This window comes from Rhodococcus sp. NPDC057014, from assembly GCF_042673295.1.
Taxonomy (GTDB): domain Bacteria; phylum Actinomycetota; class Actinomycetes; order Mycobacteriales; family Mycobacteriaceae; genus Rhodococcus_F.
In genome coordinates this window covers 1-20,426 of sequence record NZ_JBHUSF010000080.1, presented here as the reverse complement: position 1 = coordinate 20,426, position 20,426 = coordinate 1, and the positions used below count along the sequence as shown (strand labels likewise).

At 63.9% G+C, this 20,426-nt stretch carries 19 protein-coding genes; 12 read left to right on the top strand and 7 right to left on the bottom strand.

Annotation, left to right across the window (positions count from 1 at the left end; translation table 11 throughout):
* Positions 1-2 precede the first annotated feature (2 nt).
* Positions 3-1,313: a flavin monoamine oxidase family protein gene (locus ACFTZB_RS17875; protein ID WP_378433301.1), complete on the top strand. Its 1,311-nt coding sequence runs from the start codon at positions 3-5 to the stop codon at positions 1,311-1,313.
* A gap of 17 nt (positions 1,314-1,330) precedes the next feature.
* Here ACFTZB_RS17875 and ACFTZB_RS17870 read toward each other — a convergent pair whose 3' ends face one another.
* The 3 genes from ACFTZB_RS17870 to ACFTZB_RS17860 all read right to left on the bottom strand — a co-directional run bounded on the left by ACFTZB_RS17870 (position 1,331) and on the right by ACFTZB_RS17860 (position 4,290).
* Positions 1,331-1,840, bottom strand: a complete 510-nt coding sequence (locus tag ACFTZB_RS17870) for a (2Fe-2S)-binding protein (RefSeq protein WP_378433300.1) — start codon at positions 1,838-1,840, stop codon at positions 1,331-1,333.
* Positions 1,837-2,712 (bottom strand): FAD binding domain-containing protein, encoded by an 876-nt coding sequence (locus ACFTZB_RS17865; RefSeq protein WP_378433299.1) that lies wholly within the window; start codon positions 2,710-2,712, stop codon positions 1,837-1,839. Before ACFTZB_RS17865 ends, ACFTZB_RS17870 begins: the two co-directional genes overlap by 4 nt.
* 123 nt (positions 2,713-2,835) lie before the next feature.
* Complete coding sequence (locus ACFTZB_RS17860; protein ID WP_378433298.1) at positions 2,836-4,290, bottom strand: PucR family transcriptional regulator; 1,455 nt, start codon at positions 4,288-4,290, stop codon at positions 2,836-2,838.
* On the opposite strand from ACFTZB_RS17860, the gene ACFTZB_RS17855 reads away from it, so the two are divergent.
* Complete coding sequence (locus tag ACFTZB_RS17855; protein WP_378433297.1) at positions 4,270-5,334, top strand: PucR family transcriptional regulator; 1,065 nt, start codon at positions 4,270-4,272, stop codon at positions 5,332-5,334. The genes ACFTZB_RS17860 and ACFTZB_RS17855 overlap by 21 nt on opposite strands.
* A gap of 53 nt (positions 5,335-5,387) precedes the next feature.
* On the opposite strand, the gene ACFTZB_RS17850 is transcribed toward ACFTZB_RS17855, so the two are convergent.
* A complete protein-coding gene (locus ACFTZB_RS17850) occupies positions 5,388-5,738 on the bottom strand; it encodes a cupin domain-containing protein (RefSeq protein WP_378433296.1) in 351 nt (116 codons plus the stop codon).
* On the bottom strand, positions 5,731-6,867 hold the full coding sequence (locus ACFTZB_RS17845) for an alpha/beta hydrolase family protein (RefSeq protein WP_378433295.1): 1,137 nt from the start codon (positions 6,865-6,867) through the stop codon (positions 5,731-5,733). The genes ACFTZB_RS17850 and ACFTZB_RS17845 overlap by 8 nt, the downstream gene beginning before the upstream one ends.
* A gap of 149 nt (positions 6,868-7,016) precedes the next feature.
* On the opposite strand from ACFTZB_RS17845, the gene ACFTZB_RS17840 reads away from it, so the two are divergent.
* From ACFTZB_RS17840 to ACFTZB_RS17795, 10 genes are all read left to right on the top strand, one after another.
* On the top strand, positions 7,017-9,374 hold the full coding sequence (locus tag ACFTZB_RS17840) for a xanthine dehydrogenase family protein molybdopterin-binding subunit (RefSeq protein ID WP_378433294.1): 2,358 nt from the start codon (positions 7,017-7,019) through the stop codon (positions 9,372-9,374).
* Between the two features lie 116 nt (positions 9,375-9,490).
* Positions 9,491-9,796, top strand: a complete 306-nt coding sequence (locus ACFTZB_RS17835) for a Dabb family protein (protein ID WP_378433293.1) — start codon at positions 9,491-9,493, stop codon at positions 9,794-9,796.
* Positions 9,797-10,747 (top strand): cyclase family protein, encoded by a 951-nt coding sequence (locus ACFTZB_RS17830; RefSeq protein ID WP_378433292.1) that lies wholly within the window; start codon positions 9,797-9,799, stop codon positions 10,745-10,747.
* Between the two features lie 9 nt (positions 10,748-10,756).
* Complete coding sequence (locus tag ACFTZB_RS17825) at positions 10,757-11,950, top strand: FAD binding domain-containing protein (protein WP_378433291.1); 1,194 nt, start codon at positions 10,757-10,759, stop codon at positions 11,948-11,950.
* Positions 11,951-11,990: 40 nt separating this feature from the next.
* Complete coding sequence (locus ACFTZB_RS17820; protein WP_378433290.1) at positions 11,991-12,695, top strand: SRPBCC family protein; 705 nt, start codon at positions 11,991-11,993, stop codon at positions 12,693-12,695.
* Positions 12,692-13,528 carry a carbon-nitrogen family hydrolase gene (locus ACFTZB_RS17815; protein ID WP_378433289.1) on the top strand — a complete coding sequence of 279 codons (837 nt, stop codon included), beginning with the start codon at positions 12,692-12,694 and terminating at the stop codon, positions 13,526-13,528. The genes ACFTZB_RS17820 and ACFTZB_RS17815 overlap by 4 nt, the downstream gene beginning before the upstream one ends.
* Positions 13,529-13,589: 61 nt before the next feature.
* Complete coding sequence (locus ACFTZB_RS17810; protein WP_378433288.1) at positions 13,590-14,723, top strand: XdhC family protein; 1,134 nt, start codon at positions 13,590-13,592, stop codon at positions 14,721-14,723.
* Positions 14,724-14,879: 156 nt separating this feature from the next.
* Positions 14,880-16,190, top strand: coding sequence for an NAD(P)/FAD-dependent oxidoreductase (locus tag ACFTZB_RS17805; RefSeq protein ID WP_378433287.1), 1,311 nt, complete (start codon positions 14,880-14,882; stop codon positions 16,188-16,190).
* Positions 16,191-16,892: 702 nt separating this feature from the next.
* A complete protein-coding gene (locus ACFTZB_RS17800; RefSeq protein WP_378433286.1) occupies positions 16,893-18,269 on the top strand; it encodes an APC family permease in 1,377 nt (458 codons plus the stop codon).
* A complete protein-coding gene (locus tag ACFTZB_RS17795) occupies positions 18,266-19,072 on the top strand; it encodes an SDR family oxidoreductase (RefSeq protein ID WP_378433285.1) in 807 nt (268 codons plus the stop codon). The genes ACFTZB_RS17800 and ACFTZB_RS17795 overlap by 4 nt, the downstream gene beginning before the upstream one ends.
* Before the next feature lie 86 nt (positions 19,073-19,158).
* On the opposite strand, the gene ACFTZB_RS17790 is transcribed toward ACFTZB_RS17795, so the two are convergent.
* Complete coding sequence (locus ACFTZB_RS17790) at positions 19,159-19,287, bottom strand: hypothetical protein (RefSeq protein ID WP_378433284.1); 129 nt, start codon at positions 19,285-19,287, stop codon at positions 19,159-19,161.
* A gap of 485 nt (positions 19,288-19,772) precedes the next feature.
* A complete protein-coding gene (locus tag ACFTZB_RS17785; protein ID WP_378433283.1) occupies positions 19,773-20,261 on the bottom strand; it encodes an acetyltransferase in 489 nt (162 codons plus the stop codon).
* Between the last annotated feature and the right edge of the window lie 165 nt (positions 20,262-20,426).

Genomic DNA, 20,426 nt, shown 5'->3' with positions numbered 1-20,426 from the left:
GGATGACACACGACGTCATCGTCGTAGGGGCGGGACTTTCCGGGCTCCGTGCGGCTCGTGATTTTCGAGCCGCCGGGAGATCGGTCTTGGTGATCGAAGGTGGCAGCCGACCGGGCGGCCGACTGTATCGGCGGCCGTCGGTGATCGATCCGGCGGTAGATGTCGAAGTCGGGGGTGCATACTTTGCGCCACGTCACCACAAACGAATGGCCGCGGAAATCGCTCGGTACGGCCTGTCGACCCGACCGGCAGCACTGAGCCGGGCCTTGCGCCGAAGCGATCGACAGAACGGGCTGTCAATTCCTGAGCACGAGAAGGCGGCAACGAGAGCTGCTCTGCGCACTGTGCTCCGGGACGCGCGCCGCATCACAGTCGGGGTAGGACTGGAGTATCAAGGGCTCGACGACCTCGACATCCCGGCCCAGGAATACCTCGACGCTCTCGATCTCACGCCGACAACGAAACAGTGGGTGAAGGCGTGGTGCCGCACGATCGTCGGCAGTGACCTGAACACCGTGTCGGCATTGGGCATTCTCATGCCGATTGCGGCGCACCAACACAGTGTGTCCGGCGCCGTCCTGTCGCACTGTGCGGAGATCGTGACCGGGACGTCGTCCCTTGTGAGTGCCGTGGCCGGTGACGTGGACGAGATTCGATTCGACGGTGTGATCACAGCCCTGCACCAACACCACGATGGCGTCGAGGTATGTGTGGGTGACGACGAGGTGATGACCGCCCGGCACGTCGTGTTGGCGACACCGCTGAACAGCTGGCGTGGCATCGACTTCGATCCGGCACTTCCCGCGCGTCGTGCGCAAGTGGTGATGGACAGTCGGGGGTGCCGCTGCGTACGTCTCCACATCCACGCCCGAAACGTTCCGGGCGGGCTGTTCCGCTTCGGTGATGACGCAATTCCTGTCCTCTTCGATGCGGGTGCTGACTCGGGAGGAGGGCGGATCCTCACCGGCTACGCCGACGGCACGGCCATCGACCCGAGGAGCCTGGAGCAGGTGCGCGCCGCAGTGCGGTCCGCTCTACCGGACGCGGAGATCGTGGGCGTGGACTATCACGACTGGTCGGCCGATCCGCTGTACCGAGGGTCGGGTACTCATGCGCGGGTCGGTCAGCCGACCATCATGCACGAACGCCTCTGTGCGGATCACGGTCGCATCCATTTTGCGGGATCCGATGTCGCTCTGAACTATCCGGGATATATGGAAGGCGCGCTGGAAGCAGCCGAGCGTGCCGTCGAGGCCGTTCTCGCGTCCAAAAGCCCACCGCCGCCTCCCAGCGCAGCGCCGGTACAGAGATGACCGGCCCGCACCCCGCGCTACCCGTCGCTGGACTCGGATATGTCGGTGTCGGACGAGTCTCGTATGTGCAAGGCGCGGTCGACAGCTTCGACGATTTGCTGGTAGCCCGTGCACCGGCAGATGTTTCCGGAGATCGCCTCGCGGATCTCCGCCGCGTTCATTTCGATTCCGCTGTCGTAGAGCGGTTTGAGTGACATCAGGAACCCCGAGGTGCAGAATCCGCACTGGAGTCCGTGGCATGCCGAAAACGACTCCTGTAAGGGATGCATGTGTTCGGAGTCATCGGCAAGTCCCTCGACCGTGTCGACGATCTCGCCGTCGGTCTGCACGGCGAGCGTCAGGCAGGCGCGAACCGGCTCACCGGAGAGCAGGACGGTACACGAACCGCACACGCCGTGCTCGCACCCCACCCGCGTACCACGGAGCCCGAGTTGGTGACGCAGGAAATCGGACAACAGAAGCCTCGCGTCGACTTCTCGGGTGTGCGTCTCACCATTGACTTCGACAGTGACGCGGTGTGTGCTCACGAGTTACTCCTTGCGCGTCGCGCAGCCTCGGTGACGGTGCGCGAAACCATGGTTGCGATGACTTGCCGGCGGTAGTTGGAGTCGCCGTGCAGGTTGGGCATCGGGGTCAACCCCGTGATTGCCGCAAGTGCCGTTTCGGCGATGATCGGGTCTTCGACTACTTCGCCCGTGACGACGGCCTCCGCCTCGTGACATCGGAGAGCGGTGGGGCCGCCACCGAGGACCGTGATCCGGGCGCGCGTGCATACGCCGCCCTCGTCGAGGGTCAAGACCGCGGCAGCGCCGCCGATGGCATAGTCGCCGTGGCGGCGAGCGAATTCCGCGAACGCCGAGCCCGTACCCGCAGGCAGTCGTGGCACGCGAATCTCTGTGATCATCTCGTCGGGTGCGAGTGAGCTGACGAAATGTCCGACGACGAGATCCTGGATCGCCAGGGTGCGCTCGCCGCGAAGTGATCGCACGAGAACTTCGGCGTCGAGGGCCATCAGAGCAACAGGGAGTTCCGCCGAGGCGTCGGAGTGCGCGAGTGATCCGCCCGTCGTCCCGCGGGTACGGATCTGCGGGTGCGCGATCCAGCCGGCGGCCTCACGCAGGAGAGGCAACTGCTCGGCAATGGTGGGGGAGGTTTCGAGCTTGTGGTGACGTATCAGCGCTCCGAGCGTGATCTGGTCAGTTCCGACGGTGATGTCGGCCAACCGTGGGATGCGGTTGATGTCGATGAGGACGGACGGGCGTGCGAGCCGGTAGTTCATCAGTGGCATCAAGCTTTGCCCACCGGCGAGCAGCTTGGCGTCTTCGCCGCCGTTACGGAGTCGGGTCAAGGCATCGTCGATGCTCTCGGCGACTTCGTAGTCGAATGGAGGGGGCTTCATCGCGCACAGGACCCGACGTGAAGAGGAATCATTGATTCACTATCTCTCCCCGGGGAGCCTCGGCGCTGCGCAGCGATCGACAATTGGGGTGGCAGAGATTGTCAGACTCACACAACCTCCGCTTCAGGGACTCCGAGGAAGGTCGGTGAGCGCGTTCGCGGCGGTGATGGCGCGGAGGGCAGCATGCAAGCGCAGTGCGACCACCAGTTCGTCACGTTTGCCCAGAACACTGATTCCCAGTTGCTCCTCCACCGAACGCAGACGATAGGACACGGTGCGTTCGTGGACGGCCAGTTCGCTCGCTGCGCGCACCGCATTGCACCCTGCCGCGAAGTAGGCGCGAAGCGTCTCGAACAGCACATCCGTGCGAGGGTCGGCCGGATCGAGCGCTCCGAGCTGCTGGGTGACGAAGTCGCGGGCCGCCTGGATGTCTTTCATGAACAACGATTCCAAGGCGACATCGGCGTACCAGGTCACCGGGGTGTTCGACCAGCGGCCGACCCGGTAGGCACGCCAGGCCTGCTGGTGACTGGTACGGAATCCAGCGATCCCACTCCCGGGGTTACCGAAGGCGTAGAACGCCCCTTCCTGTCGATCGAGCTCGACTTTGAGGCGATGCACGTCCTCGTCGTGGTTGCGTAGTGAGTACCACACCAGCACGGTGCCCGATGTGCCCGCCAAATTCACCCTCTTGGCAGAACCGAGCAACGCCGCAACCTGATCGACCAAGTGGTCACGGCGGTCTCCCCACACGACCGCGGCGAGATGGTTCTCGGCGAAGGGATAATCGATCGGCGGAGGATTATCTGTTCGTCCCGCGATCAGTTCGCGCAGGCTCGTCCGTAGTTGACGGTCGCGGGAATGGAAGAAGAACGAGTATTGCGCGTCTTGGTATGCCCGGATCACCGCTTCCAGGACAGCGTCGTTCCAGTCGAACTGGAAGCGGGAGATCTGTTGCTGAATCGCTAGTTGAGACTGAGGATCGTCGATGAGGTCGGTTGTCTCGGAGAGCAAGACATCCAGCATCGCCGCTTGCGCGACCCGATACGTCCGAATGAGTAAGTTCAGATCGATGCCGGCCTGTGCGACAGCACGCGCCTCCGCGGTCGCTTCGTCCAAGGGAGCGCTACTCGGCTCTGCCGCGCCCTCGAGTCCATCGATGATCGATCGAAGTGCAGCCGCGATTCGCTCGGTCTCGCTGACCGCAAGCGCCGGGTCGACATCCGCGGTGAACTCCGGGACATCGGATCGCAGGCGCCGGCGAACCAGATCCGTCAGCTCCCCGATCCGGCTCCGCAGCGAGTGAGTTACCCCCTCGAGTGCCATCCTGTCGACCACGAGGAAAACTGTAGATGACCGAGTCGGTGCTGTCTGGCCCGGTAGCATGGCGTGGTGTTCATCGAGCAGGGTCTGCGGCAGCTCACGGATGCCACACGCGAGAGAATCCCCGAAATCTATGAAGAGATTCGTCGCAGGCTGCGTGCGGAGGCACATACGGAAGGCGCCCCGGACAACCCGCAGCTGTCCTCCGCTGAGTCCGATACGATCCTTGCCTCGTTGAACGATGTCCTCACCCACATCTCCGACCCGAACAGCCCCCTCACCAGGGCGTCGAATGAGGCGCTCCGCGAGGTCCGCGTTTCAGTCCTGGCGGGCGTGGGGTTGCACGATCTGCTCCATGCGTCCCGGATCGGTCAGTCGGCGACGTGGTCGTTTCTCCTGGACGAGGCATATCGGAGCATTCCGGATACGCAGGAGCGAGCGGCGGTGCTCAGGCATGCAAGCGCGCGTCAGTTCGCATGGAACGACGCGGTCTCCACGGCGATCGTCGAGGCGTTTCAGCAGCAGAGCGCCGCATATGCGCTTCAGAGCCACGAGCGCCGGAAGATGGCGACCCTGAACTCGCTTCTTGCTGGACTCCCCGTCGATACCGCGGTTCTCGACTACTCCCTGCGCGGTCAGCACTTGGCGGCGATAGTGTCGGGAACGAGCCCGGAATCGGTCGCGCGCACCATCGGTCAGCACATGAAGATGTCGTTGAGACCGCTTGTTGCGTCGACACCGAACGGGATGGGCTTTCTGTGGATTCCGTGGCCCCGCAGATCCGGGCCGCCCAAGGACGAACTGGGGGACATGTCCGTCCCCGAAGGTGCTCACGTCGCTTTCGGAACCGTCAACGAGGGACTGGAGGGTTTCCGGGTCAGCCACCGCCAAGCGAATGAGGCTCACAATGTCGGGAAGGCCCTCGAGCTCTCCGTCACCTGGTACGAGGACACCTCGCTCGAGGCTCTGGCATTGCATGACACTGCCGCGGCCCGTGCTTTCGTTCACGAAGAACTCGAGCCACTCGGCGACATCGACGACCCGAGCAATGTTCTGATCGAAACGTTGCGGGTGTACTTCACAAACGGCGAGAACGCGGTGCTCACCGCGCAGAAGCTGGATGTGCATCCGCGCACGGTCGCCTACCGGCTGAGGTCGGCCGAGTCGAAACTGGGTGCCGAGCGCCTCCGGCGCGGCGAGTTCGCCGTGGCACTTCGGCTCGGCCGACTCGTCTCGGCTCTGCCGCGTGAGAACGCCGGTCCGGAGACCAACCCCGGACTCCCCACGCCGGCGCTGTGACAGGCCTCGGGGCCGACCATCCAGTGGACAGCCGGCCCCGTACTACCGCATCGTCAGTCCACCAAGAACCACACCTCTTTGAAGGTGCTGTGGAATGTCCAGTGCGAAGTGTGTCCCTTGGGGAGGAACGCCAGATCGCCGGTGTGGATCAGGACGGGCTCGGTGTCTCCGAGCGCAATGCTGACCGACCCTTCCAGGACGTAGATGATCTCGTTCGAGGTCAGTTCGTACGACGTCTGTGACGGCTCGCAGGAGAAGACGCCTGTCCCGAATGCGCCCCGGGATTCGCCTTCGCTCAGGGTGAAGCCGTGACCGTCCGGGTCACCCTGATGGATTGTGACTCCCTCCGGCTGCCATTTCTCCAACGGAGCGGAAGCCGCTGAGACAACCTTGATCTCACCCATCTGTGTGCTCCTTTGTCGGCGAATCGTCAGTCGTGACCAGATGATCTGCAAGCCAGTCGGCCATCTGGAACCGGGGGCGCGGACCGAGATTGTGACAGCAGTGGTCACCTTCGTCCTCGACCACGATCGTCAGCGGGGCGTTGACGGCGTGCTCACGCAGGGTCTTGAGAAAGCTCGACGGAATCTCGTCGAGCATCCCGTGAAGTATGTAGGTCGGACACGTCAACCGGTCGAGGACGTCCCGAGTCTCCAGGGCCTGGTGAACATGCACCTGGGCCTCGTCCAGGGTCTTCACCTTGCTGACGTAGCGCCAACTCTCCATCGTCATGGGAGTCTCGGTGTCCCACGAATCCATGTCCGCGAAACCGCCCCAGCACACGCATGCGGCGACACGCTGATCACATGCAGCGGACTTGAGAGCGTAGTTTCCGCCCAAACTGCGCCCGAGTACACCGACCGCGTCGGATTGCAGGTCCTCTCGCGAGACGAGGTAATCGATGACCGTGGAGGTGTAGCGTTCGAAATCACCGGAAAGCTCTCGGTGGACGAACATTTCCCCTTGCCCGGGCCCATCGAACGTTGCGGTTGCCATTCCGCGTGCGAGCAGGAGGTCTTCCATCAAGCGGCTCTCCTCCTTCGTGCTCTCGAGGCCGCCCAACAACACCACCACCGGGTGCGGACCGGCGCCTTCCGGCACGCGGAGAAACACCGGCATCGGCGTCCCGTCCACCGACAACTCGACCAGCTCGGCCGCCGGCGTAAGGTACGGTGCCGCTTTCCTGTAGAGCTCGACCTTCCGCCGTTGACCATGTGCGCGCTTGTCGTCGAACCACAAGAATTGCGCATACTGCACGCAGATGGCAGCGAGGTAGAAGTACTCGCCCGCAGATAGGGTGTGCGCGGCGCGTACGGACTCGTCTCCGAGGCTCTCGTAGTCGTCCGCCCGCGACATCCAATATTCGAACCAACCCTGGTCCGATGGCCGATCGCGAGCACCGACGATGTCGGCATAGGGAACACCGTCCAAGATCAAACGGCCCCAGTTCAGCATCTCGTGTTCCGGCGTCAGCACCGGAGGCTGCGAGGACAAAGTTTCCTCCTCATAATCAAATTTCGTCGATTCGCGCATCAGCGCTCGATCAGTAATTGTCGGCGCCCGTCGGCCACAAGTCGTGTGCATGAGAGACCGATCAGTGACGCAGATTTGTCCATTTCGGTAGATCGAAACACCCCGACCCCTGCGCGATACTGAAGCTCACGCGCGACCAAGGAAGAGTGATGACGAACCTAACTGAGCCCGCGGTGTCAACTCGCAACAAGAGCTGGATCGGTGAATCCATCCGGCGCCGCGAGGACGAGCGCCTGCTCACCGGCAAGGCGTTGTTCGCGGCTGACATCGATCTCCCACGCCAGCTGCATCTACGTATCGTGCGGTCGACCTACGCCCATGCACGCGTCCTCGCTGTCGATGTCGCGGACGCGAAGCGGCATCCGGGAGTGCGGCTCGTGCTGACCGGCGACGATCTTGCACATCTCGGCACGATCCCACTCCAAGACCTGGGCTACCACGAGGACTATCCCCAAATCGAGACCTTCACCCAGCCTCCACTGGCAACAGATCGAGTGCTGTACGTGGGCCAGCCGGTAGCCGCCGTGTTAGCGGACGATCCCTACGTCGCCGAAGATGCTGCCGAACTCGTCACCGTCGACTACGAGGTACTCCCCGCTGTGCTCGATCCGGTGGACGCCCTCGATACCGACGTCGAACTCTTCCCGGGGGTCGGCAACGAGGGTGTTCGGATCGAAAAGGGATACGGCGACGTCGACGCCGCCTTCCAGAACGCGGCACACATCGTGTCTCACGAGTACCGCACCGGCCGGCACTCCGGGGTGCCGATGGAAACCCGTAACTGTGTAGTACAGCCAGACCCTGGCCGCGACGTGCTGTTCGTATCGGGGATCGTCCATGTGCACGACTCCCAAAAGGTTCTCGCCCGGATTCTCGGTATGCCCGACACCAGCGTGCGGATGCGACACAGCGAGATCGGCGGAAACTTCGGTGTCAAAGGTGACATTTTCCCGGAGTATGTCGTCGCGGCCTGGGCGGCGCGGCACCTCGGCAGACCGGTGAAATGGGTCGAGGACCGATCCGAACACATGGTGGCGACCTCTCACGCCCGCGAACAAGTCCACCGCCTCGAGGCCGCACTCGATGCGGACGGCCGCATCCTGGGACTGCGGGACGAGATCTTCCACAATCACGGTGCGTACTTCCGCCAAGCGGAACCACTGGTCAGCGATATCACCTCGGTCATCGTCGTCGGACCGTATCGGATCCCCTCGTACTCGGTGACGCTGCACGCAGTGCTGACGAACAAGACGCCGGTCGCGGCGTACCGCGGCCCTGGGCGGTATGAATCGACTTTCGCGCGCGAACGCCTACTCGATCTGGCGTCCCAGACGGTGGGAATCAGCACCATCGAGATCCGTCGCCGTAACCTCCTCACCGCGTCCGACTTGCCGTGGAATCCCGGCATCGAGATGGTGCACGAGCCGTATCACTTCGTCTCCGGCGACCCCGCCGAACACTTGGAAAAGGCTCTCACCCATATTGATTGGGACTCCTGGGTGACCGAGACCGAGCAGCTACGCCGTGACGGGAAGAGTGTCGGCATCGGAGTCGGAGTCCTGATGGACAAGGCCGGCCTCGGACTGTACGAAACCGGTGCCGTGGAAGTCAGCGCAGTGGGACGCGTTCGAGTCCTGACCGGCGCATCGTCGGTGGGTCAGGGTATCGAAACCGTGCTCTCACAGATCGCCGCCGAACACTTGCAGATCAATCCGGAACGAATAGACGTCGTACACAGCGACACCGACCTCGTACCGGACGGCGTCGGGTCGTGGTCGAGTCGGTCGACCGTGCTCGCCGGCGGAGCAGTACGTGAAGCCGCCCTCGCTGTCGTCGCCAAAGCCAAACGCCTTGCGAGCACGATGCTGGACGTCCCCGAAGAGCGGCTCCGACTCGTCGATGGTGCCATCGCCGATACGGAGTCCGAAGCATCGATCAGTCTCTACGAGATCGCGGGCCGCCGAGACCCGTACACGGCGCGCCTGGACGATGACGAACCCGGCCTCGCCGCTCACGCGGTCTATCGCAACAACGAGATGAACTATCCGTACGGGGTCACCATCGTCCAGATCGAGGTCGATCCGGCGACCGGCGGACATACTTTCCGGCGGTTCCTCACCACCACCGAGGCCGGTCGAATGATCAACCCGATGACGACGCGCGGGCAGATCATCGGCGCCGCAATCCAAGGCATCGGTGGAGCTTTGTACGAGGAGTTCGCGTACGAGGAAGACGGAACGCCTATCGCCACCTCGTTCATGGACTATCTCCTGCCGGCCGCTCAGGAGATGCCGGAGGTCGACATTTTCGTCACCGAGGATGCGCCTTCGCCGGACAACCCGCTGAGAGCCAAAGGGTTGGGCGAGGTCGGCATCATCGCGGTCGGCGCTGCAGTCGCGGCAGCACTTGACAACGCAATCGGCGACGGGCTCCACACCGATCGGATCCCGGTGACCCCGCAGCAGATCTTCGAACGCTGTCGGTCGAGGAACAAAACTGCCGACTGAATTGTGTGTCAACACAATAGGAACCACCACGGTGAAACACGAGACTTGGAGCACACCCCGCAGATGGCAGCCGTGAAAGCGCAGCCTCGCCGGGACCGCTCAACGAAAGGACACCCATGTCGCAGGTTCGTCACGTGTTTCTCTGGCGCGTCGCCGAGGGAAGCTCCCAGCAGGAGATCGTCGAGATCCTCGGTACCCTTCCCGAACGGCTCTCGTTCATCGAGTACTGGAGTGTCGGTAGCCATCAGGGTGATCCGGGCGAGAACGGAGCACCGTGGGACGGTGCCCTGATCACCGACTTCGCCACCTGGGAAGACCTGGAGAAGTACTCCACCGATCCCTACCACCTCGACGTGGTGGCCACACTGATGCCGATGTTCTCGGAGCGTGCGGTCGTCGACTTCGAAATCGAGGGCAAGTAGATGAGCCAGGACATCGACACCAAACCGTCCCCCAGGGCGGGAATTACGGTCGGCACCAGCCCGTGGGGGCCGGACGACCAGCTGGGTGCGCTGAACTACCTCAAGGAGGAAGTGCGGGTGGACATGCTCGCGCGGGCGGACGCCTCCACCCTCTACGATCTCAGCGTCGACTACTTCGTCGGAATGCCGAGCTTCCAAGGCGCCGGTGACCCTGGTTACCAGATCTTCCTCAGCCACACCCCGCAGGGAACCCTCGTCGACAACCTCAACGGCGCCGGCGACACGGTCAACCGCCACGTCTGTTACTCGGGTGATGTGGTGTTCATGTACACCCACACCGGCACGCACATCGATGCCCTGAATCATTTCGGTGTCGATGGGGAGATCTACAACAATTTCGGTGTCGAGGAAAACCTGGGTAGCCGGTCCTGGACCAAGGGAGGCGCCGAGCAGATCCCGCCGATCATCACCCGTGGAGTCCTCATCGACGTAGCGAAACTGCATGGTGTCGAATGCCTCCCGGATTCCTATCCCATCACCGTCGACGATCTGCAGCGGGCGCTCGACGCGGCCGGACTCCAGCTGAACGAGGGTGACGTGCCGTTCGTCCGCACCGGACGTATGCGCTACTGGCCGGACAGTTCGAAAACGCTGGGTGATCCGCCCGGACTCAGCCTCGACGCGGCACGGTGGCTGACCGATCAGAAGATCGCGGCCGTCGGTTCCGACCAGGAATGTGTCGAGGTCGGGCCCTCCGAGCACGAGGACAATTGGTTGCCCGGACACTGCCACTTCCTGGCCGAAACCGGTGTGCCCATGATCGAGTTGCTCAACCTCGAGGAATTGTCCGCAGACGGGGTCGACGAATTCTGTCTGATGGCGGCGCCGATCCGATTGCGTGGAGCGAGTGGCGCACCGATGCGCCCCATCGCCATGGCCTTGCGAAACTGAGGAGTCGAGGTGGAGATCTCGCGTATTGCCGTCGTCGGCGGCTCGATCGGCGGATTGACAACCGCACTGCTGTTGCGGGATGCGGGCTTCGAGGTCGACGTCTACGAACGCTCGACGCAGCCGTTGTCCGGATTCGGAACGGGCATCGTGGTTCAACCCGAACTCGTCAAGTACCTCGTCGAGCGGACCGACACCGAACTCGACGCCATCAGCGTCCCGTCCTCCACGATGCGTTACACCGACGCCCATACCGGTGTCGAGCTCGGGACCATCGACGCCGCATGGCGATTCACCAGCTACGACGGGATCTACCGCCGACTCCATGAGGTCTTCGGGAACGAGCGATACCACCTGGGCAAGACCGTGGTGGGTATCGGTCAATCCGCCGACCACGTGGAACTGCGTTTCGCAGACGGTACCGATGCCGGCGCAGACTTCGTCGTCGCCGCTGACGGTGGAAGCTCGGTCATTCGGCAGCGACTCATTGGACGAAAATCCGACTACGCCGGGTACGTGACATGGCGAGGCCTCGTCCCACCCGGGGCGATCGACCAGTCGACCTGGGACTACTTCGACGATGCGTTCACCTACGGGCTGCTGTCGGACGGGCACCTGATCGCCTACCCGATTCCTCCCCGCGACGGCGACGAGGGGAGGCGCCTGAACTTCCAGTGGTACTGGAATGTGCCCGAAGGTTCGCCGCTCGACGAACTGATGACGGACTGCAACGGCATCCGCCTCCCCACCTCCGTGCATGCGCACCAGTTGTGTGTGCGGCAGCGCAAGACTCTCGACACCCGTGCCGACGAGCTGGCACCGCCGTTTGCCGAGCTCGTCCACGCTGCGGAGAACGCATTCGTGACGATTGTGAGCGACGCGGACGTCGACGCGACCGTATACGGCAGGGTCGCCCTGCTCGGCGACGCCGCCATCACCCCCCGTCCGCACGCCGCAGCAGGTGCCGCCAAGGCAGCCAACGACGCGTGGACCTTGGCGGACGCTCTGTCCTCGGAACCGGGACACCGAGTCGAGTCGCTCGCCGAGTGGGAGCGAACCCAGCTCGCCGTCGGACGCGCATATCTGGCGAAGGTTCGTCAGATGGCTGGACGACTTCAAACCGGTGGCGACTTTCCACCCGGGGAGCCCGCATTCCGGTTCGGGCTCCCGAAAATCGGCGAACCTGTTTCCGCAGGCCAACCATAAGATTGATTCGTTATCCGTACCACTGCGAATAGGTAGTCTGATGCAAATCTCCAATGAATTCATCGTCCCCCTGCCCCCCGACGAAGCGTGGCCCGTTCTTCTCGATCTCGAACGTGTGGCTCCATGCCTCCCGGGCGCAACGATCACCGCCATCGACGGTGACGACTTCGAAGGGAAGGCCAAGATCAAGGTCGGCCCCATCACCGCGGAGTACAAGGGAGCTGCCCGATTCGTCGAACGCGACGAGGCGGGACTCCGCGCTACGCTGCGGGCCACCGGTAAGGACGCACGCGGCCAAGGGAACGTGTCCGCGAACATCGGACTCCGCCTCGTCGCACATGAGGGCGGCTCGCGGGTCCTCGTCGACACGGAGATGGACATCTCCGGGAAGATCGCACAGTTCGGTCGTGGTGTCATCAACGATGCTGCCGCCGCCCTGCTGGGGGTGTTCGCCGAGCGTCTGAACGAACTCATGGTCGGCGGCGAGGCCACCGCCGAAGCCACCGCGACCACAGGTGGGGCAGCCACGAACGGCGCCGCGCCACGGACCGTCGGTCGCAGTACACCTGCGAACCAGGACGAAGCCCTCGATCTCGTGAAACTGGCACGCGAATCACGAGGTGGAAGCACACCTGCCGCCGGATTCGTGCAGCCGGCATGGATCCCCGCGATCATCTCCGGCGTCGCTGCGATTATCAGCGTGTTCGCGGCCGGCTACGCGGCGGGGAAGAACAAGAGCAAATGATCGTCTCCCGACCCGACCTCGCTCGGGATTCGCTCGACGTTGTCGCGATCCAGCTCGAATACGACCGATCCGAGCCGTACAGCTCACGCATCCGCCGCGTCGACGACCTCATCGACGATTCGGCGGGCGCAGACCTGGTGGTGCTGCCGGAACTGTGGGCACACGGCGGGTTCGACTACGACGCCTGGGCCGATCGTGCCGAACCGCTCGACGGCACGCTCCTCGATACGATGTCGCGCGCAGCGAAACGTAACGGCATCTGGCTTCACGCCGGCTCGATCATCGAGCGGGAGAACGACACTGCCGCTGCGCGGTTGTGGAATACGTCCATACTCCTCGATCCGGGCGGGGAGATCCGCGCGACGTATCGGAAGATTCACCGCTTCGGCTTCAGCGACGGAGAGCCTCGACTGCTCACGGCCGGAACCGAATCCGTCAGCACGGGCATCGCAACCGCGGCGGGAGCGGAAACAGTCGTGGGGTTGTCAACGTGTTACGACCTCCGTTTTCCCGAGCTCTACCGCGAACTCGTCGGGGCAGGCACCGAGGTGCTTGTGATTCCCGCCGCGTGGCCGAGAGCACGAGTCGAACACTGGACGACACTTGGTCGTGCACGGGCGATCGAGAACCAGACGTATGTCGTCCAATGCAACTTGGCGGGTGTCGACGGCGATGTCGCGCTCGGCGGCCACAGCCAGATCGTGGCACCCGATGGAACCGTCGTCGCCTCCGCCGGAGATTCCGCGGAAATAATCAGCGCAACAGTGGAATTGGAGACCATACGAGAATTGCGGCGCACTTTTCCGGTGCTCGCCGACCGGCGGCTCGGATAGCGGAAACATCGCGATCACGACCGCCACAGCGCCGGACGCCGTCGAGACAGGAGAAACGAAAATGCGGGACATCCTCGACGACATCATGCGAGTGTGGCGCACTGGTCAATCCGTTGGTCTGGCGACCGTGATATCGACCTTTCGTTCCGCACCGAGACTTCCCGGTAGTGCGATGCTCACGACGATGCAGGGTCAGGCCATAGGTTCCGTCTCCGGGGGCTGCATCGATGGCGCAGTCTACGACTACTGCATCGATGCCATGGAGACCCGCCGTTCCGGCGTTGCCGAATTCGGGGTCAGCGACGACTCGGCATTCGCCGTCGGCCTGACCTGCGGTGGAACCATCGAAGTCTTCGTCGAGGCCATCTCGCGCCACACCTTTCCGGCATTCACGGGTCTGTACGACGATGTCTGCGCCGGAGCGCCGGTGGCCGTCGCAACCACGATCAATCACCCTGACGCACACGCAGTTGGGAGGAAGCTCGTCGTACGCGGCGATTCGACGGAGGGAGGCCTCGGATCCGATCAGCTCGATCTAGCGGTCGCCCGCGATTCCCGCGCCCTCTTGGCATCGGGGCGCAACTCCGCTCTCGAGTTCGGTGTCGACGGTTCGTGCGACGCAAACGACGTCCGGATCTTCGTTTCCGTCTTTGCCCCCGCACCACGGATGGTCGTCTTCGGTGCCAATGCCTTTGCATCCGCGCTGATCGATCAAGCTCGACTGCAAGGGTATTCCGTCACTCTCTGCGACGCGCGGCCGCTCTTCGCCACGACAGAACGGTATCCGACCGCCGACGAGGTCGTCGTCGACTGGCCGCACCGCTACCTCGACGGCGAGATCCGCGCAGGGCGAATCGACGGCCGCACCGCTCTCTGCGTTCTCACACACGATCCGAAATTCGACATCCCCCTTCTCCGGCGGGCACTTCGCGACTGTCCCGCCGGATACATCGGAGCGATGGGATCACGCAGAACCCACGAGCAACGAATTGTGAGTTTGACGGAAACAGGACTGACCGATGACGAGATGAGCAGGCTCGCGAGCCCCATCGGACTCGACCTCGGAGCGAGTACACCGGAGGAAACCGCGGTGTCGATCATGGCCGAGCTCATTCAGCTGATGCGCGGTGGATCTGGAAGGCGACTAGCTCTGACAAGAAACAGGATTCACCCCGCACAGCCGGTCCGGTTGTGAGATGGAACCCGAGACCAACGGAGAACTCGATCCCCCTGGAAACTCGATGAAGGGCAAATACCTATGCGCCTGAACAGTTTACCGACTTCTGCCAGCCAGGCGTCCCCCTGGCTGTCACAAACCCTGGCCGCCGATTCTTCCCTCAGTGCACCGCTGATGTCGGCGACAACCGCTGACGTCTGCATCGTGGGCGGTGGGTACACCGGGCTATGGACCGCGATCGAACTCAAACACCGCGACCCCTCCCTCGACGTCGTACTTCTCGAAGCCCGTGTGTGTGGCAGCGGCGCGAGCGGAACGAATGCGGGTTTCCTCATGAATCTGTGGCCGAAATTCCCGGCACTCGTCGCGCACGTCGGCAGAGCCGAAGCCATCCGCATCGCGCAGGCTACCTCCGACGCGATCGAACACATCGTCGCCTTCTGCTCCGAACATCACATCGACGCGAAGATCAGCCGCGACGGATGGTTGTGGACATCCACAACCGAGGATCAGGACGGCGCGTGGAACGATACGTTGCAAGCAATCGCGGACGCGCAGGGCAACCCGCTGCGTCTTGTCGATCCAGGCTCTGCAACCGAACTGTCAGGACACGCAGCCCGCGGAGGCGTGCTCGATCCCACGGCTGCGACGCTGCAGCCCGCGGCGCTGGCACGAGGATTGAGACGTGTCGCGATCGAAATGGGTGTCCGGGTTTTCGAGAACACGCCCGTGACTGGAATCGACAGCAGTGGCGAAGTATCCATCGAGACGATCGACGGACGGGTCACCTCCCGATCCGCGGTACTCGCCATCAACGCCTGGGCAAGTGCGATCCCCGAGATCCGTCGGCGGCTCGTGCTCACCGCCAGTGACAACCTGGTCACGGCACCACTCGCAGAAGGGCAACTGGCCGCCCTCGGAACCGAGGGGGTCGGCACTTCCGACTCGCGACGACTGCTGAACTACTGGCGCACCACGAGCGACGGATCCGCCCTCTTCGGGAAGGGCGGAGTCGGACTGGGCTACGGCCATCGCGGGGCCAGCTCGCTGTACGGAGCCGCGCCGAGGCCGCGTGACCTCGAATGCCAGTTTCGCGCGACTTTCCCCGACCTCGCCGATGTCCCGATTGCCGCTACCTGGCGGGCCCCCGTCGAATACTCGATCAACTCTCTGCCCTTTTTCGTGCCGGTTTCTGGTCAACCACGAGTTTTCGTGGGCGCCGGATACTCGGGAGACGGTGTCGGCCCCGCCTGCCTGGGCGGCAAGATCCTGGCCAGCTTGGCCCTCGGAGCCGACGACGAGTGGAGCCGATCGGGATTGACCCGGCTCCCGCGCGGGTGGCTCCCTCCCGAACCGGTCCGGTTCGTCGGCGGACAATTGGTACGCGCCGCCCTGACCCGCGCGGACAACGCCAGGTCTTCGGGTAAGCAGGTCGACCTCGTCACCACGGCCATCACCAAACTGGACCCGACGTCATGGGTGTGAAGCCACTCGAGGTATTTCGGCGCGGTGCGGTCGGAGGCAGTATTCACGGAGCAGGCCGGCCGACCGACTCCTTCGGATCGATCGAAGTCGTGACGGGATCGCTCCACGGTCAGAAGGCTCCGCACACCCCGAACGGAATCCTGATCTCAACCCTCGACGAGGCACGTGCACGGTGGCTCGGGCAACGGATTTCGGCGTCGTCAGGACGGTTCGTTCCGACCCGACTCGAAATCGACTACCGGACAGTGCTACAGCCCGACGAGCGTCGGGTTCGAGTGCGCTTCATCGTACTTCGGGCAGACCGCACCGGCGCCGCCCTGCGCGAGATCGTGCAGAACAGCGATTCACAGCGAGTGATCGCCGAGACAGTCTCCGAGGTGGAGCTTTGGGACGCAAGTATGTCCTATCGGCTGAGGTTGAGCGACGAGCAACTCGCGGCCCTATGTCGGCTGTCGGATTAGGGCAAACGCGGAGTGTGTCTTTGGTGCGATCGGTATATCCGGGTCGAGGTCCGGCGGACCAAGATCATGACGCGGCTCACAGCACGTGACCGTCGTCGGTGCGGGGCACGACAGCCGAACACCGAGGTGCGACCCAACAACGGAAGTGCGTGATCAGATGACGCCGACGAAGTCGAAAACAACTTTGCCCACCCCAGCCGGGGATCTCCGAGGCACACTCACCACCCCCAAGATCACCGTCATGGTGGTGGCTGCAGCGGCTCCGATCTCCTGCATCGCCGGCATAATCCCTCTCAGCTTCGCGCTCGGTAGCGGTGCGTCCACGCCCGCTGCGTTCGTCATCGCGGGCGTGGTGCTGCTCCTCTTCTCGGTCGGCTACGCGGCGATGAGCAGGAGGATGAGCAGTGCGGGCGGCTTCTACCAGTACATCGCTCGTGGGCTGGGCAAGCCGCCGGCGGTCGCGGCGTCGTTCGTCGCGATCGTCGCGTACAACGCCGTAGCCCTGACCTGTGTGGCCGGGATCGGCTACTTCGGAAGCGTCCTTCTGGACTCGGCCTTCGGGTGGACGATCAATTGGGCGGTCCTCTCCGTGGTCGCGGTGGTCCTGGTCGGGTTCCTCGGCTACCGCGAAATCGACATCGCTGCACGCGTCTTGGTGTTCCTGCTGGCCGCGGAGGTCGCGATGGTGGTCATCCTCGACGTCGCGATTGTGTTCGAGAAGGGCGCCGATGCGTTCCCGCTGTCGATCTTCACGCCCGGCAACGTGATCAACACCGGTTCCCTCGGCCTCGGGCTCATGTTCGCCCTGCTGTCCTTCATCGGTTTCGAGTCCGCCGCTCTCTACGGCGAGGAGACCCGGGACCCCAGGAAGACGGTGCCGCGCGCAACGTACCTCTCGGTCACCGTCATCTCGGTCTTCTACTTCCTGTCGTCCTGGATCGCCGTCGGCGCCATCGGGCCGGACCACGTCCAGGCGGTCGCGTCGGAGCAGTTGGTGACCACGTTCTTCAACCTCAGCGACGCCTACGCCTCCTCGACGCTCACGACCGTCTTGGAGTTCACCTACCTGACGAGCCTGTTGGCGTCGCTCCTCGCCCTCCACAATGCGTCCAACCGCTATCTGTTCGTGGCCGGTCGCGAGGGTCTGCTTCCGCGCTGGATCGGCACCGTGCACCCTGCCCACGGGACACCGTCCCGTGCCAGCTTGGTGCAGACGACGGTCAACCTGATCGCCGTGATCGTCGCGGTGAGCGGCGGGTTGGATCCCTACCTCGATGTCGTCACGGCGATGACCGGGCTCGGCACCCTGGGCGTTGTGCTGCTCCAGCTTGCAGCCTCGGCGGCCATCGGTGCCTACTTCGTGCGCCGTGGGGAGCGAATGGTCGGCACCCTCGCCGCGACGGCCGCCGCATTTGTGAGCCTGTCCCTGCTGGTGGTGCTGATCGTCAAGAACTTCGACACCCTCACCGGCGTCTCCTCGCCACTCATCGACGCGCTGCCCTGGGTTCTGGTCGGCATCGCGTTCATCGGCGTGATCTACGGGATCTGGATCAAGGTGAACCGGCCGCAGGTGTACGCCGGAATCGCGACCGACGCAGACAGCGAGGAGGACCAGTGACTGAGGACGCAGCCGTCGGGTCGCTGAAAGGCACGGTCGCAGTCGTGAACGGGGGAGCCTCCGCCCACGGGATAGGGCGTGCCACCGCTCGGCTTCTCGTCGCCCGGGGTGCCCATGTGGTCGTGGGGGACGTTCAGGACGACGCCGGACAGGCGCTCGAGGCGGAGCTCGGTCACAGCCTCATCTATCGGCACCTCGACGTCAGCAGCGAAGCCGACTGGGCGTCCCTGATGGATGCGGTCATCGATCGGTTCGGCAACGTGACCGCCCTGGTCTCCTGCGCTGGGATCGCGCTGGATGGAACCATCGAGTCGACGCCGATGACCGACCACGACCGGGTAATCGCAATCGACCAGATCGGTGTCTGGCTGGGGATTCGCGCCGTCGCACCCTCGATGCGGTCCGCCGGTGGTGGTTCGATCGTCAACGTCTCCTCCGTGGCGGGTGCCGTGGGGCAGCCGTGCCTCGGGGCGTATAGCGCGGCGAAGTGGGCCGTGCGCGGCATCACCCGACAGGCCGCGAGCGAGCTCGCCGACAGCGGAATCCGGGTGAACACCGTCCTGCCGGGGTTCATCGACACGATGATGGGCGGTCAGGGCGCGGATCAGCGAGAGAGCCTCCGGCTCAACAAGGGGCATTCGGGCGTCACGGTGCCGATGGGCAGGATCGGGGAGCCGGAAGAGGTCGCGCGGCTGGTGGCCTTCCTCGTGTCCGACGAGAGCAGCTACTGCACCGGAGCGGACTTCGTCATCGACGGCGGCCTGCTGGCGGGTCCGCTCGCCGAGGCTGCGGACTGGGGGTAGGTCGCGCCGCGGATCGACCTGGTGACGGGTTCGGCGCATGGGGTGCTACAGGCAGTCAACCTCGACGGAGTATTCGTCGGCCTGAATCACAGCATCCCCGCGATCGCCGAATCCGGCGGGGTCCCGATCATGAACCCGCCCTCGGCCGCGACGCCGGCCGATGCGGTGCTCGTACCGCTGTTCCCGTAGATATCGTCCGATATCGGATTCTGCATCTGCACTGAAGGTTCGGTTCGCTCCGACCAAAATTGCTGCATGCGGACTGTGGTTGCCCGCGATCCGCATGCAGCGAGTCGAATTGAGTTTCCGATACCGGCGGCAAAGTCGGTAGCGCAGATGCCAGAGTGCGTGCAGTTCTTCCGAACCCGGCTCACGGGGCGCTGGCCCGGTGGCGGAAGGTCGGGAGGAAACGATGTATCGAAGCGACGTGAGCCGGCCCGTTTCAACACGGAGACACGCCACGGTGATCGTGATCAGTATCGACCCCCTACACCAGCGCAAGATGGCCGAGGGCACGACCTCACGCGAGGCCATGCGATGCCTCAAACGGCAAATCGCCAAGCGGCTATGGCGCAGAGTGGGTGACGACTTCGAGCAACGCCTCGCGATGCCGTTGTCCGCGTCGCACACCCATGCACACACGGGCGGACTACTGCTGTGTGCATCTGGCTCAAACAGCTCGCGGGTCAGGAGACGCGCTCTAGCTGAGTCCGGTCGGGGTGGCAGCAGCCCCGACCGCCGACCGCACCATGTGAAGGATCGGGAACGGGCGCCCGTCTCCATCAGTCGCCGATCGACTCAGCACGACGAAGCCGTAGTGCTGGTAGAAACCGACAGCCTGAGGGTTCTGCTCGTTGACGTCCAGGCGCAGATCTGGGTGGTACTCGATCGCGTGCAACAGAAGCGCTGAACCGACGCCATACCCGCGGTAGGTACTGTCGACGAACAGCATCTCGAGTGAGTTACCCGACAGCCCCGAGAATGCCACCGGCGTCTCCCCGACCTCCGCGACTGTCAGTTCGACGGCGGGGAAATAGTCGCTGAGCATCCGTGACTCGTAGAAGTCGACATCCTCCGAGGTGAGAAAGTCGTGGGTTGCCTCAACGGCGCTTCGCCAGATGCGTACGAGTGCCGGCCACTCCGCCTCGCCCTCGCACGGGCGGAGAACGAGTCTTTGAGATGTGCTCATGAGTGCACACTACCGACGGTTGAAAGCCGGTCGTCAACCGATTTTGTCTGGATTGAACGAGGCTCAGAGGGGGGCGACCGACCGGTCGGGAAGCCCATGAAGCCACGCGAGCAATGGTGCGGGGGGGCGCGTCCGAGGCGGCCCGCCCCCACTGCGGGTGTTGTC